The organism is Arthrobacter sp. B0316-1-20, assembly GCF_059091865.1.
This window is the reverse complement of record NZ_JBNHHC010000002.1, coordinates 255,049-267,906: the sequence shown is the minus strand read 5'-3', so window position 1 is coordinate 267,906 and position 12,858 is coordinate 255,049. Positions and strand designations below refer to the sequence as shown.

Below are 12,858 nucleotides of genomic sequence, written 5' to 3'. Positions count from 1 at the left end.
CGGGCTCAGGCGGCCGGCGAAACCGGCCGGTACACGGCGAAGTGGCGGGGCATGCCCCGCCACTGCATGCCGATGCGGCTAAGCCGTCGCTGGCCTACTTGGTGTCTTTGTTCTGCTGTTCGTTGAGGCGCTTCAAGGTCTCCTCGGCGGTCTCCTCCGGCCGGTCCGCCTGCTCCGCGGTCAGCGATGAGGCATCGTCCGGCACCTCGGGGGTTTCCGGCGTCACCACTTCGTTCACTGCCTGCGTGTGCACCGTGGCGGTGTTGCCCGGAGACAGTTCCAGGACCACCTTGTTGTTGTCGGCGTCGACGGATACGACCGTGCCGAAGAGACCAAACTGCGTCATGACCTCGGTGCCAGGAACCATCTGTTCCTTGAGGCGTTCGGTCTTTTCGCGCATCTGGGCCTGGACCTTCTTCTGCTTGCGGAACATAAAGAAGATCAGCAGCGCGAAAACGGCGAACAGCCCGATGGTCATCACATCGATGCCACCGCCGGACTGCTGCTGGGTATTGGTAGCAGCGAGGAGATTTACGAACACAGGAAAATTCCGTCCTAGAAGTCTGGGGCGGACCGGCAGGAGATTCCGGACCGTGTACGCAGCCTGCCAGGTCCCTCACGGAACGGCGCACTCCGCACGTTCCTACCATTCTACGCGGTGACGGCGCTTACACGGTCACTTCAGTTGTCGGCGAAATCCGTGTCCGGCTGCAGCAGTTCCGCGAGCAGGTCCCCGGTCTGCGCTGCGGCCAGATGATCCGGCACCGCCAGCCCCAAGTGCTGCCAGGCGGCGGCAGTGGCAATCCGCCCGCGCGGCGTCCGGCCCAGCAGCCCTTCCCGGACCAAGTACGGTTCGGCCACGGTCTCCACCGTCTCCGTTTCCTCACCCACCGCAATGGCCAGCGTGGACAGCCCCACCGGTCCGCCACCGAACTTGGTGATCAGCGCGGTCAGCACCGACCGGTCCAGCCGGTCCAGACCGCGCTCGTCAACCTCGTACATGTCCAGTGCGGCGGCTGCGGCCCGCAAATCGATTTCGTCAATCTTGTGCACCAAGGCCCAGTCCCGCACCCGGCGGAGCAAACGGTTGGCGATGCGGGGGGTGCCGCGGGAGCGCCCGGCGATCTCGGCGAACCCTGCGGAACTGACCTTCAGGTCCAGCAGCATCGCCGAGCGGCGAAGCACCAGTTCCAGCTCTTCGACGGCGTAAAACTCCAAGTGCCCGGTGAACCCGAAGCGGTCGCGCAGCGGTCCCGGGAGCAAGCCGGCCCGGGTGGTGGCCCCCACCAGCGTGAACGGCGGCAGATCAAGCGGGATGGCCGTGGCGCCGGCGCCCTTGCCCACCACGATGTCCACCCGGAAGTCTTCCATCGCCATGTACAGCATTTCCTCCGCCGGACGGGACATCCGGTGGATCTCATCGAGGAAGAGGATTTCCCCTTCGGTCAGCGAGGACAGGATCGCGGCCAGATCGCCTGCGTGCTGGATTGCCGGACCGGAACTGATCCGCAGCGGCGAGTTCATTTCCGCAGCGATAATCATGGCCAGCGTGGTCTTGCCCAGCCCGGGCGGACCGGACAACAGCACGTGGTCGGCCGTCCGCTCGCGGATCCGGGAGGCTTCCAGCACCAGCGACAACTGCTGCCGGACTCGCGCCTGGCCCACGAAGTCATCCAGGTTCTTTGGCCGCAGCGCCGATTCGATTGCTCGTTCTTCGGCCTCCGACCCGGTGGAGACCAGCCGGCCCTCCCCGGCGTCCTCGGCCACGCTACTTCACTCCCGCGGTGCGCCGGGCCGAGCCGGTCCGGGCACCGTCCTGGCCCAGCCGCCGCAAGGTCAGCCGCAGCAGGTCGCCCACGTGGCCGGCGGCAGCTGCCTCCGGATTTTCGTCGGCGGTGGTGTCCACGGCTGCCGCGGCGTCCTTGTCCGACCAGCCCAGACCTGAGAGCGCCTGCTGCACCTGCGCTTTCCAACCGCTCGCCTGCTGCGGAGCCACCTCGCCGGTGGGTACCAGCTTGCCGGCCAGTTCCAACACGATCCTGCCGGCGAGCTTCGGCCCGATGCCGGGTACCTTGCTAAAGGCCTTATTGTCGCCGTCTGCGGCGGCAATGCGCAGGGCCTCGGGAGAATGTACCGACAGTGCCGCCAGGCCCAGCCTCGGGCCGACGCCGCTGACCGAGATCAGGGTTTCGAACACTTCCCGCTGCGCCGCGTCCTCGAACCCGTACAGAGTCATGGAGTCTTCGCGCACGATCATGGTGGTGGCCAACTGGGCTTCGCGTCCGACGAACAGCGTGCCGAGGGTCTGCGGCGTCGCCTGGACCAGCATGCCGAAGCCGTTGACGTCGATCACGGCCGAATTCAACCCCACATGGGCGACGACGCCGCGCAACGAGCTAATCATGATCCAACTCCCAATCCCGGCAATGGCTGCGGTCCGGAGCCCTCCTCCTGGACCGAAGCCCGGGAGGATTGTCCGAACATATCTACGAATAGCTTACGGGGCGCCGCGGACATTGCCGGCAACCGCCACACCATGGGCATCAGTCCCCGGCCGCACGCCCAAGCGGCTCAGCGGCGGTTGCGCTTGGCCTTCGCTTCGGCTTCCGCCCAGAGCTTCTGGGCGGTGGTCATGCCGCCGCCCGCGGTCGGCTTGGTTGCACCGACGCGCCACGCATGGGTGATCGCCAACGCCAGGGCATCCGCGGCATCGGCCGGACGCGGCGGGGTGTCCAGCCGGAGAATTCTGGTCACCATCTTGGTCACCGCCGCTTTGTCCGCCTGCCCGTTGCCGGTCACCGCCGCCTTCACCTCGGTGGGAGTGTGCAGCGCGACGACGATCCCCCGCCGCGCTGCGGCAGCCATCACCACGCCGGATGCCTGCGCCGTGCCCATCACGGTGCTGACATTGGTCTGGCTGAAGACGCGTTCGACGGCGAGCACGTCCGGGGCATGCGCATCAAGCCACTCGTCGATGCTTTCGGCGATCTTCAGCAGGCGCAGTTCCAGCGGCATGTCCGGAGTCGTTCCCACCACGCCCACTTCCACGAGGGTGGAGCGGCGGTTCGGCTCGACGTCGACCACGCCCAAGCCGCACCGGGTCAGCCCGGGGTCCACGCCCAGTACGCGCACGGGTGCTCCCGGCCGTCCGACCGGCGTCAGTCGTTCTCGAGTTCAGCGAGAACGTCCTGGCTGATATCGGCGTTGGAGTAGACATTCTGAACGTCGTCCAGGTCCTCCAGGGCGTCCACCAGCTTCAGGAACTTCCGCGCGGCGTCGGCGTCGAGCTCCACGGCCATCGAGGAGACGAACTCAATTTCATCCGTTTCGTACTCGATGCCCGACTCTTCCAGCCCAGCTACCACGGCCCGCAGGTCGGTGGGATCGGAGTGGACCTCGAAGTTCTCGCCTTGGTCCTTGACTTCCTCCGCGCCGGCATCCAGCACGGCCACCAGCAGATCGTCCTCGGTGAGCCCGTTCTTGGGCAATGACACCACGCCCTTCCGGGCGAACATGTAGGAGACCGAGCCGGGGTCGGCTACGGTGCCGCCGTTGCGGGTGATGGCCAGCCGCACCTCGGAAGCTGCGCGGTTCTTGTTGTCGGTCAGGCACTCGATCAGCACGGCCGAGCCCTGCGGTCCGCGGGCTTCGTAGATGATTTCGGTGTAGTCGATGGTTTCGCCGGTCAGGCCGGCGCCGCGCTTGATGGCGCGGTCGATGTTGTCGTTGGGCACCGAGGTCTTCTTGGCCTTCTGCACGGCCAGTTCCAGAGCCGGGTTGCCCGCCACGTCTGCGCCGCCGTTGCGGGCTGCCACTTCAATGTTCTTGATCAGTTTGGCGAACGACTTGGCACGGCGGGCATCAATGACTGCCTTCTTGTGCTTGGTCGTGGCCCACTTGGAGTGTCCGGCCATTCCTACGCTTCTCCTCTGACGATGCGGATGAATAGTTCGTGGATCCGGCGCTCCCCCGTCACTTCCGGGTGGAAAGAAGTCGCCAGCAGATGCCGCGAACGCACTGCCACAATTCTAGCTGTCCCGTGCAAAGTCCCCGTGTGGGACGCTTCTGAAGGTTCCACCGTGGCCAGGACTTCCACCCCCTCGCCCACCCGTTCCACCCACGGCGCACGAATGAAGACGGCGTGTACGGGCGCGGGAGGCTGGTCCGGGGACGGGGCACTGAACTCCAGGCCGTGGAAGTCCAGATCCGTTTCAAACGACTCACGTTGCCGGCCGAAGGCGTTCCGCCGCACCGTGATGTCCAGGCCGCCCAGTGTCTGCTGCGGCTCGCCCTTGAGGTCGGTGGCGGGGTCCGTGAGCTCCTGGGCCAGCATGATCATGCCCGCGCAGGAACCGTACACCGGCATGCCGGCCGCGATCCGCTTCTTCAGCGGATCGGCCAGTTCGAAGATCCTCGTGAGCTTGTCGATCGTTGTCGATTCCCCGCCAGGTATGACCAGGCCATCCACGGCATCCAGTTCGTCCGGCCGCCGCACCGGCATTGCTGCGGCGCCGCTGTGTTCCAGGGCGGATATGTGTTCGCGGACATCGCCCTGCAGGGCAAGCACACCAATCGTGACCACGGTGAAGATTCCTCGGATTCGGATCGGGCCGCGCGCGCGGCGGCCGTACGAAAAACAGTAATACCATCCGGTCCTGCAGTGTTAGACCGCGGTAAGACCGTCCAGGCCGCGGCTGTGGGGCACGCCACTGTTCCGCCGGAACCGTCACCGCGCTGGTGCCGGCGGCTTGTATAGTCTCTACTCATGCGACACCTCCTTGCGACCGTTGCCGGAAAGGCCGTGAAGGCGGTAGCCAGGCTCCGCGGCGGCGGCTCCGCACTGCCGGGCCTCGTGGCCGAGAAAATCGATCCGCAGTTCCTGCCCCGCACGCTCGGCAAACTGCCGCGCGGCGTCGTCGTGATCAGCGGGACGAACGGCAAGACCACCACCACCAAAATGGTGGTGGAGCTGCTGCAGGGCCAGGGCCTCAAAGTGTTCACCAACCGCACCGGCAGCAACTTCACCCGCGGAGTAGTGGCTTCGGTGTTGGGCGATTCGGACGCCCGCGGCCGGCTGGACGCGGACATTGCGGTGCTGGAACTGGACGAAGCCCACGCCGTGCACTTCGTCAAACTGGTTCAGCCGCGCTACAGCCTGCTGCTCAACGTCATGCGTGACCAGCTGGACCGCTTTGGCGAGATTGAGACGACCGCGGGATTTCTCCGCCAAATCGCCGCCGCCACGACCGACGCTGTGGTGCTCAACCGTGAGGACCCGCGCATCCTGGCCTTGGCCAACGCGGTGACAGCACCCCGGGTCGAATACTTTGGCCTGGCCCAGCAATTGCGCCACATGTTCCCGCACGATGATGAGATGCGCAACGCCGTGGCCGCCGAGATTCCCGGCGCCACCCCCGCCGGAACTGACGGGAGCCAGCCCCAGGGGCCGCGCGCCGACGTCGTACTGGCCGCCTGCGAAGGTTCCGCCGCCACGTTCCAAGTGGACGGACGCGACATCGAGGTGGAGCTGAAGCTGACCGGCGTCTACAACGTGTTCAACGCCGCCGCGGCGCTGGTGCTGGCGCGCACCGTGCTCGGTCCCGGCGTAGACGAACCGGCGCTGCTGGCCTCGCTGGAAAACGTCACCCCGGCGTTCGGGCGCGGTGAATCGCTCACCGTCAACGGGCAGCCGCTGGATCTGGTGCTGGTCAAGAACCCGGCCGGCTTCCGGCTCGCGCTGAAGTCGTTCCCGGCCGTGGGATCGCGGACCATGATCGCGATCAACGACAACTACGCCGATGGCCGGGACATGTCCTGGCTCTGGGACGTAGACTTCGAATCGCTGCGCGACACGGGCGTGGCCGAGGTGAGCGGTGTCCGCGCCCAGGACATGGGGTTGCGACTGTTCTACGAGGACGTTCCCGTAGGTCGCGTTGACACCGACCTGAACGCTTCGCTGCACCGGTTCATTGCCGACGATCCTGATACGCCCAAGCGCATCTACTGCACCTACACCGCCATGCTGGCGTTGCGCCGCGAGCTGGGCAAACTGACCGAAGTGGAAGTGGTCTCCTGATGGACGCACCCGTGATCGACCTGCTCCAGCTATACCCGCGGGACATGAACATCTACGGCGACTGGGGCAACGTCCTGGTTCTCCGCAAGCGGCTGGCCCTGCGCGGCTACGACGTGCGGCTGCATGAGTACAACCCCGGGGACACCTTTCCTGAGCAGGTGGACCTGGTGGTGGGCGGCGGCGGCCAGGACTCGGGCCAGAACAAAATCCAGGCCGACCTGCTCGCCCTGGGCGGCAGGCTGCGAGAGCTGGCCGACGACGGCCTGCCCATGCTCGCCGTGTGCGGCCTCTACCAGCTGTTCGGCCACCGGTTCACCACCCACACCGGCGAAGTAATCACCGGCATCGGACTGCTGGATGCCGAAACCATCGGCGGTCCCACCCGGCTGATCGGCAATACTGTGCTTGAAAGCGACGAGTTCGGCACCATCATCGGGTATGAGAACCATAGCGGCCTGACCACGCTCGGCACCGACGTCCAGCCGTTCGGGCGGGTCACCAAGGGCGACGGCAACAACGGCACGGACGGCACCGAAGGCGCCCGCTACCGCAACGTCATCGCCACTTACCTGCACGGGTCCCTGCTGCCCAAGAACCCTGCCGTGGCGGACTATTTGATCCGGCACGCGGCCGAGCGGCGCTATGGAAGCTTCAACGATGTGCCGCTGGACATCCCGCACGAGGCAGCGGCCAGAACCGACGCCGCGGCCCGGCCGCGCTAAGGCACGCAGGCGACCAGGGGACTTCAAGTCCCTAGTCACCGCTCAGCAGCCATTCCCGGACCACGTCCCCGGCTGCGCCCATCGACTCGACGGTGGCCTTGGTCCGGTCCCGGCTGGCTGCATCCGCCTCTTTGGAGACGCACCACTGCCCTGACTCCGCCGCTGCCGCCAAGGCATCGGCCGACACGGGACACCAGCGATGCCAGGGTCCGGCAAAGGTGGCAGGCAGCCAGTCGAGCCGCGCCACTTTCCAGGCGCCGCCGTCGTCATCCTGTGCGAATTGTGCGCGGACCATCAGGCCCTCGGTGTTGAGGATGTTGAGCGTTGCATGGGCCGCGATTGCGTTGCCCAGCCCGTAGACAATCCACGTGCCGTTGTCGCGTTCCACCGGTTGGACCGAGTGGCTGTGGTGCCCGTAAATCAGCGAGAACTCGCCGCTGTCGGCCAGGGCATGGGCGGTCTGCTGCTGTTGCAAGTTGGCATGGTTCGTGTATTCGTCGCCGGCATGAATGGTGCCCAGCACAATGTCCGCGCCGTCTGTCCGTGCCTGCTTGGCCTTGGCGATCATCGCCTGCGGATCCAGCATGTCCACCTGCCACGCTGCGTCCGGCACCAGCCCGTTCAGCGAGAACGCGCCGGTAATGACGGCGACGCGCGCGGCCGGCGTATCCAAGATCAGCACGTCGCCGGACTCGGCTTCACTGCGATAGGACCCGGTGTGCTCCAGGCCGCGGGCGTCGAGCGCGGCCAGCGTTCGTTCCAGTCCGGCGGTGCCGTGGTCGAAGCTGTGATTGCTGGCGGTGGTGCAGGCGTCGTACCCCACGGCGGTCGCGGCATCGAGGATCTGCGGCGGCGCATTGAACGCCGGGTAGCCGGAATACGGGCCATCTTCGCCTGCCAGCGGCGTTTCCAACTGACAGATCGCAAGGTCGGCGGTGTCCAGATATTGCTGCTGCGCGGCCAGGATGGGTTCGAAATCCAGGCTCCCGTTACCGGTCCGCCGGGCATCTGCGGCCGCCTGCGCCCAGAGCGCTTCATGCAGCAGCAGATCGCCGGTCATCGCCACGGTGGCGCAGCTTCTGGCCGGACAGCCCGGGCCCTCGCCGGCTGTCTGCTTCTGTTCCGGGGCCGGGTCCGTTGTGGAGGACAACGACGGCGGTGCCTCCCCCGCGGCGCCGCGGCCCTGAGTGCCGTTCCCCTCGGTACCGCTCCCCTCCGCGCTCGGCCCGGCCAACTCCGTTGCGGGTTCCGTTCCCGCCAGGCCGCCGTGGTCCGGGCCCGCGCCGTCCTGCCCGCTGGTGTAGCCGGCCATGAGCAGGGCCGCCACCGCCAGGGCAGCCGCCTTCCTGGCCCGCGGTATCGTGGCCCGCGCCGACCGCTGGTCCGGGCCGAATTCCTCTGGCGAGTGATGGAATGGCCGGGTCAGCTCATCGGTTCTTCGACCGGCGACGGGATCTTTCGGGGGATGAACACCGCCGCGGCTAGGCCGATGAGTCCCACAGCAGCCAGAACGATCGTCGAGATTGCATAGTTTTGGCCGGGGGTGGAGGCGATACCGGCCACGAGTATGGTGCCCGCGATCGCCGTGCCGAGTGAGGAGCCCAAATTCGAAACGCTTCGGGACAGCCCTGAAATCTCGCCCTGCTTGGACTCCGAGAAACTAGATTGCACCACGTTCACCGAGGGGGTGAGCATCAAACCGACGCCCAGCCCGGTGAGCAGCAAACCGGGCGCGAATGCCCAGGCGGACTGTGTGCCCCGCACGATCAGGAGCTCAAGCAATATGCCAACGATGGTCAGCGCAAAGCCAGCGATAATGAGGTTCCGCTGAGCAAACTTCTTCGACAGTGGCCCGGCCGCCAACGACGACGCCAGCAGGCCGATCGTCGCGGCGGTGAAGATCACACCGGTCTCGATGGCATTGTAGCCGCGCACCACCTGCAAGAAGCTGGCGACAACGAAGGAGAATCCCAGCAGCATCAGCCACTGCGCGTTTTGCGTGATCAACCCAAGATTAGACGTGCGATTGCGGAACAGGCTCAGCGACAGCAGGGGTTCGTGCCCAGAGCGCTCCTTCGCCCGCACCGACATGAAGAAGCCCACCAGTACCAGCGCGCCGGCGCCAATCAGGACGAGCATCAACCAGAGGCTGTTATCTGCGGCCAAAATTCCCATCACGATGAGGATGAGCCCCCCGGCAGAGAGGACCGCTCCCCGCACATCGAACTCACGCGTCGGATCCGCAGGAACGGGATCTTTGAGGCTCCGGCTGAGCAGCGCGATCACGACGATAATGAGGGCTTGGAAGACGAATGCTGCTCGCCAACTGATTGCCGACGTGATCAGGCCACCGATCAGCGGGCCGGCCGCGGATCCGATGCCTCCCGCGGCGCTGATCGCGCCGAACGCTTTGGCCCGGGAGCCCAGATCGTGGAACAGCATGGTCGTCAGAATGTAGACCGGCGGGATGAGGAGCGCGGTGCCGATGCCCTCGAAGATTGAGTTGCCCAGGATCAGCACGGGGAGACCGGGCGCGATTGCACTGATGAGCGCGCCGACGCCGTAGACGATGAGCCCGAGAAGGAACAGTCGCTTGCGACCGTAGCGGTCGGTGAGCTTGCCACCAGGGATCATCAGCGCGGCCATGACCAGCAGGAAGATGGTGATTGCGACCTGGATTCCCTGCACCGTGGTGTTGAGATCCTTGCTCATGTCATTGATCATCACGTTCATGTTCGAGCCGGCGAAGCTGCAGATGAACTGCGCGAGCGCGAGTGGGAGCAACACTCCCCGCGCCTGCGTACGGGCTGTCTGCTCAGTCATGTTGGTATCCCGTCATCGCCTGAAAAGTACTGCCGTTAGCGCCCAAATTACGGCGGACGAGGGCAATCAGGATCACCCAGAAAGGATGAGGAAACTCGCCCCGGGCCCGAGAAGACTTACTGGAGGTGGGCCGAGTCTCCGGTGACATCCGAGTCGCCACCGGCGCACCGCATGAGGGAGGACCACCATGGCAAGCGGTTCAGCGGGGCAGACCACTGGTCCGGGGCGATCCGTCGGCGGGGAGTACAACGTTGCCGCCGCGGGGACGATCCTCTTCGCCGGGATCATCATGATAGTGGCCGGCGCTTTTCACCTTATCCAGGCACTTTCTGCGCTGTTCAACGATCAGATTTACGTGGCCGGCGAGGAATACATCTACAAATTCGACCTGACCTCGTGGGGCTGGATCCACCTGCTCGGCGGTGTGCTCTTGGTGCTCGGCGGGATATTCCTGTTCCGGGGCGCTATGTGGGCGCGCATTCTGGCAGTGGTACTGGCGTCGCTGAGCGCGATCCTCAACTTCATGTGGCTGCCGTATTACCCGCTGTGGGGCGTGATCATCATCGTCCTCGACGTGGTCATCATTTGGGCCGTCATGGCCCACGGGCGCGACCTGCGGGAAGCCACACAGTCCTGAACCCGCTGGACGGGAGAAAAGATCATGCGGCCGGGGTGATGCCTCGGACGCGAAGGGAAAACTACTCTGGGCGGGTCCTGGATGGCCAATCAGATTGCAAGGGTGATGTTCGTGGCAACAACAGAAGTGCACGGCCCAATCGACTTCCTGTTGATCGAGTTTCCAGTGGAGAAGACGGGCAGCGGCGCCACCGTTGCTGCCCTGATGGACTTGATCAATCGGAAGGTGGTCTGGGTCTACGACCTCATGATCATTAGTAAAGACGCGGACGGTTCCACCGTCGGCGTCGAGATGACAGAAGACGTGAGCGAGGGTTTGGAAGGGTTCGCATCCCTTGCCTCGGTTCGTTCGGGCCTCTTAGGCGACGATGAAATCGCCGAAGCAGCTTCGGCGATGGAACCTGGTACCGTAGCGGCGCTCATCGTCTACGAGAATCTGTGGGCTATTCCTTTTATTGCCGCAGCACGCGAGGCCGGCGGAGACGTCATCGCGAGTGCCCGGATCCCTGCTGAGGATGTCATGGCCGCGCTGGACGCGATTGAATCCGATTCAACGGTCTGAGGAGGAACCGGACATGGGACTGTTACGAGGAGTAGCACGCACGGCGGTAGTCGCCGGCACAGCGACGGCGGTGAGCGGCCGCGTGCAGCGACGCCAACAAGCGCGCTGGGACGCCAAGGACCAGCAGCAGTACGCGCAGCAGGGGTACGAACAGCAGCAACCGCAGCAGGGGTACGCGCAACCTCAGCAGTATGCGCAACCTGACTACGAGACCGCGGCGGCCCAAGCGGCTGCCCCGGCCGCTGACCCCTTGGAGCGGCTCAAGACCTTGGGCGAGCTGAAAGCGCAGGGCGTGCTGTCCGAGGCGGAGTTTGAGGCGCAGAAAGCAAAAATCCTGGCTGGCTGAAGAGCCGGCTGACCCAGCCACCACCCAAATCGTGCCCTGCTGGCCCCCAGTCGGCAGGGCACGACAGCGTTCGTCGTCCGCCGTCACGGTTAGCAGGAACCGTCACGGGTTCGGAGGAACCGGCAATTCGTCGGAGGGCTCGGAGTAGGCCTGCGGTTCGGCTGGCGGACTTCCGATGAACTCAATCAGCGCGATCACGACCACAACGATGATGGTGATGGTGATGACGACGCCGATGGTTGGCTCTGACCAGAACACGAGCACCAGACCACCCACGATCACGGTGGCCACCCAGAGCAGCCGCTTGTACCGGTAAATCCAGGTTCCCGCCCCGCCAGTGCGCATGCCTGCATGCTCAGCCGACCCGCGCAGCCGGGCGATCCCCCTCGACGCGGAGGCGCGTGCCCGAACGGCTGAGGCCGAGGTCCCGGTGAAGTACGCAGCTATCGCCACCACCAGCGCGATCACCGCGGTGAGGCGCAGCGAGTCCCGCAGGAAGCGCACCAGGGTGTCGAAGACCATCCCGGCCGAATCGTGCGACAGCACCACGCCCGGCAGCGCCTGAAGGTAGGCAATGCGGGCCACCGCGAGGGCAATCCCCAGTGCAAGCATCGCCGCCACGATGCCGAGTGCTCCCCACATCAGAGCACGGGCGCGATGACGCGCGGCCAGCACTCCCCCGACGAACAAGATTCCGGTGATGATTGGCAGCCAGATGCTGAGTGCGTTCAATACGCGGTAGGCGCTCTGTGCTTTGGAGACGGCGTCCGACTGCACCAAGTCGTAGGAGACATCAACGTTGGGGATGTTCTGTGCCAGGCCGAATCCATCGGCCAAGAGGCGCTCCTTCACCTGCGCGACGATCGGCCCGAGGTTGACCGAGATCGTGTCACTCTGGGCGCTGATCGCGCCGCCCTGGTTGCCCTCCAGCAGCTTAATCAGGTTCTCGTGCGCGATCTCGTTTGCACGATCCCATACAGTGTCGAATCGCGGATCGCTGATCGTTTGCTGCACGCGGCTGTGTACAAAATTTTCGATGCCCGAAATCATCGGCTGCTGCAAGGCTAGCAGAGCGGCTTGGGCCCGCGGCGGCAGCCCTAAGTCGGAAACCGCGCCGAGCGCTTCGCTGGTGACGGCCTTCAGATCCACGTGGTTGAAGATGGCCTTAGTTACCGCATCGGTCAGGTCCGCCTGCACGGATGGGTCGTTGATGAGTGGGCTGACCGTTTCAACATAGCGGTCGGTGTCTGACACCACGCTGCCCGCCCAGACGCCCACCACCGAGATCGGAGCGAGCACACACGCCAGCGTGAGCAGCACTGATGAGCCGATTGATCTCCAACGGTGTCTTTCGGCAGCAGGTCCAGCGGCGCGGTCTGGCGCTTGGGCCCGTTCGGCCTCGAGTTCGGCCACCCGGGCCCGCAGCCGTTGCAGTTCCCCGGCGTCGGTCATTTCTGGATCCGTCATCACTGGCTCCGTTCAGGCGCACTGTCGTTCCGGCGGGCGCTATTGCCTCGGGACTCATCCGTCGACTTCAGTCTCCCGCTGGGAGGAGAGCAGGTTCATCATCTGCGGAGGATGAAAGTGCACAGATGAAACGATCGCTGAACGCTCGGCGAACGGCTTCACTCTGCGCCGGATTGCGGTGCTGGACCGCAGGCGGCCCGTGACGGGCGGCAACGCCAAACGCCCG

General features: G+C 65.3%; 14 protein-coding genes. 5 read left to right on the top strand and 9 right to left on the bottom strand.

The genetic code is table 11. The annotated features are described in order from the left end of the window. Nucleotides 1–94: 94 nt before the first annotated feature. The 6 genes from yajC to pdxT all read right to left on the bottom strand — a co-directional run bounded on the left by yajC (nucleotide 95) and on the right by pdxT (nucleotide 4,606). Nucleotides 95–541, bottom strand: coding sequence for a preprotein translocase subunit YajC (gene yajC / locus AC5RW2_RS04220; protein WP_493950585.1), 447 nt, complete (start codon nucleotides 539–541; stop codon nucleotides 95–97). 140 nt (nucleotides 542–681) lie between these two features. Next, nucleotides 682–1,767: a Holliday junction branch migration DNA helicase RuvB gene (gene ruvB / locus AC5RW2_RS04215; RefSeq protein ID WP_493962136.1), complete on the bottom strand. Its 1,086-nt coding sequence runs from the start codon at nucleotides 1,765–1,767 to the stop codon at nucleotides 682–684. Between the two features lies 1 nt (nucleotide 1,768). After that, nucleotides 1,769–2,404 (bottom strand): Holliday junction branch migration protein RuvA, encoded by a 636-nt coding sequence (ruvA, locus tag AC5RW2_RS04210; protein ID WP_493950587.1) that lies wholly within the window; start codon nucleotides 2,402–2,404, stop codon nucleotides 1,769–1,771. 167 nt (nucleotides 2,405–2,571) lie between these two features. Next, nucleotides 2,572–3,132 carry a crossover junction endodeoxyribonuclease RuvC gene (gene ruvC / locus AC5RW2_RS04205; RefSeq protein ID WP_493962137.1) on the bottom strand — a complete coding sequence of 187 codons (561 nt, stop codon included), beginning with the start codon at nucleotides 3,130–3,132 and terminating at the stop codon, nucleotides 2,572–2,574. Nucleotides 3,133–3,158: 26 nt separating this feature from the next. Further along, nucleotides 3,159–3,914, bottom strand: a complete 756-nt coding sequence (locus tag AC5RW2_RS04200; RefSeq protein WP_493962138.1) for a YebC/PmpR family DNA-binding transcriptional regulator — start codon at nucleotides 3,912–3,914, stop codon at nucleotides 3,159–3,161. A gap of 2 nt (nucleotides 3,915–3,916) precedes the next feature. After that, nucleotides 3,917–4,606, bottom strand: a complete 690-nt coding sequence (pdxT, locus tag AC5RW2_RS04195) for a pyridoxal 5'-phosphate synthase glutaminase subunit PdxT (protein ID WP_493962294.1) — start codon at nucleotides 4,604–4,606, stop codon at nucleotides 3,917–3,919. 159 nt (nucleotides 4,607–4,765) lie between these two features. On the opposite strand from pdxT, the gene AC5RW2_RS04190 reads away from it, so the two are divergent. Both AC5RW2_RS04190 and AC5RW2_RS04185 read left to right on the top strand, forming a co-directional pair. Beyond that, a complete protein-coding gene (locus AC5RW2_RS04190) occupies nucleotides 4,766–6,076 on the top strand; it encodes a Mur ligase family protein (RefSeq protein WP_493962139.1) in 1,311 nt (436 codons plus the stop codon). Further along, nucleotides 6,076–6,798: a type 1 glutamine amidotransferase gene (locus AC5RW2_RS04185; RefSeq protein WP_493962140.1), complete on the top strand. Its 723-nt coding sequence runs from the start codon at nucleotides 6,076–6,078 to the stop codon at nucleotides 6,796–6,798. The genes AC5RW2_RS04190 and AC5RW2_RS04185 overlap by 1 nt, the downstream gene beginning before the upstream one ends. A gap of 31 nt (nucleotides 6,799–6,829) precedes the next feature. Here AC5RW2_RS04185 and AC5RW2_RS04180 read toward each other — a convergent pair whose 3' ends face one another. Beyond that, entirely contained in the window at nucleotides 6,830–8,125 is a 1,296-nt protein-coding gene (locus tag AC5RW2_RS04180; protein ID WP_493962141.1) for a CapA family protein, read from the bottom strand. A gap of 95 nt (nucleotides 8,126–8,220) precedes the next feature. After that, complete coding sequence (locus AC5RW2_RS04175) at nucleotides 8,221–9,621, bottom strand: MFS transporter (RefSeq protein ID WP_493950592.1); 1,401 nt, start codon at nucleotides 9,619–9,621, stop codon at nucleotides 8,221–8,223. Between the two features lie 187 nt (nucleotides 9,622–9,808). On the opposite strand from AC5RW2_RS04175, the gene AC5RW2_RS04170 reads away from it, so the two are divergent. The 3 genes from AC5RW2_RS04170 (at nucleotide 9,809) to AC5RW2_RS04160 (ending at nucleotide 11,165) form a co-directional block, all read left to right on the top strand. After that, nucleotides 9,809–10,258: a DUF7144 family membrane protein gene (locus AC5RW2_RS04170; RefSeq protein WP_493962142.1), complete on the top strand. Its 450-nt coding sequence runs from the start codon at nucleotides 9,809–9,811 to the stop codon at nucleotides 10,256–10,258. Nucleotides 10,259–10,339: 81 nt separating this feature from the next. Then, nucleotides 10,340–10,819 (top strand): DUF6325 family protein, encoded by a 480-nt coding sequence (locus tag AC5RW2_RS04165; RefSeq protein ID WP_493962143.1) that lies wholly within the window; start codon nucleotides 10,340–10,342, stop codon nucleotides 10,817–10,819. Between the two features lie 13 nt (nucleotides 10,820–10,832). Then, on the top strand, nucleotides 10,833–11,165 hold the full coding sequence (locus tag AC5RW2_RS04160) for an SHOCT domain-containing protein (protein WP_493950595.1): 333 nt from the start codon (nucleotides 10,833–10,835) through the stop codon (nucleotides 11,163–11,165). A gap of 102 nt (nucleotides 11,166–11,267) precedes the next feature. Here AC5RW2_RS04160 and AC5RW2_RS04155 read toward each other — a convergent pair whose 3' ends face one another. Next, complete coding sequence (locus tag AC5RW2_RS04155) at nucleotides 11,268–12,632, bottom strand: hypothetical protein (protein ID WP_493962144.1); 1,365 nt, start codon at nucleotides 12,630–12,632, stop codon at nucleotides 11,268–11,270. Nucleotides 12,633–12,858: the final 226 nt, after the last annotated feature.

Coding starts and splice junctions, on each gene's coding strand:
- ruvA (WP_493950587.1), bottom strand. CDS start 2,404: ATGATTAGCTCGTTGCGCGGCGTCGTCGCCCATGTGGGGTTGAATTCG.
- AC5RW2_RS04185 (WP_493962140.1), top strand. CDS start 6,076: ATGGACGCACCCGTGATCGACCTGCTCCAGCTATACCCGCGGGACATG.
- AC5RW2_RS04200 (WP_493962138.1), bottom strand. CDS start 3,914: ATGGCCGGACACTCCAAGTGGGCCACGACCAAGCACAAGAAGGCAGTC.
- AC5RW2_RS04190 (WP_493962139.1), top strand. CDS start 4,766: ATGCGACACCTCCTTGCGACCGTTGCCGGAAAGGCCGTGAAGGCGGTA.
- AC5RW2_RS04175 (WP_493950592.1), bottom strand. CDS start 9,621: ATGACTGAGCAGACAGCCCGTACGCAGGCGCGGGGAGTGTTGCTCCCA.
- AC5RW2_RS04170 (WP_493962142.1), top strand. CDS start 9,809: ATGGCAAGCGGTTCAGCGGGGCAGACCACTGGTCCGGGGCGATCCGTC.
- AC5RW2_RS04165 (WP_493962143.1), top strand. CDS start 10,340: ATGGCCAATCAGATTGCAAGGGTGATGTTCGTGGCAACAACAGAAGTG.
- AC5RW2_RS04155 (WP_493962144.1), bottom strand. CDS start 12,632: ATGACGGATCCAGAAATGACCGACGCCGGGGAACTGCAACGGCTGCGG.
- AC5RW2_RS04160 (WP_493950595.1), top strand. CDS start 10,833: ATGGGACTGTTACGAGGAGTAGCACGCACGGCGGTAGTCGCCGGCACA.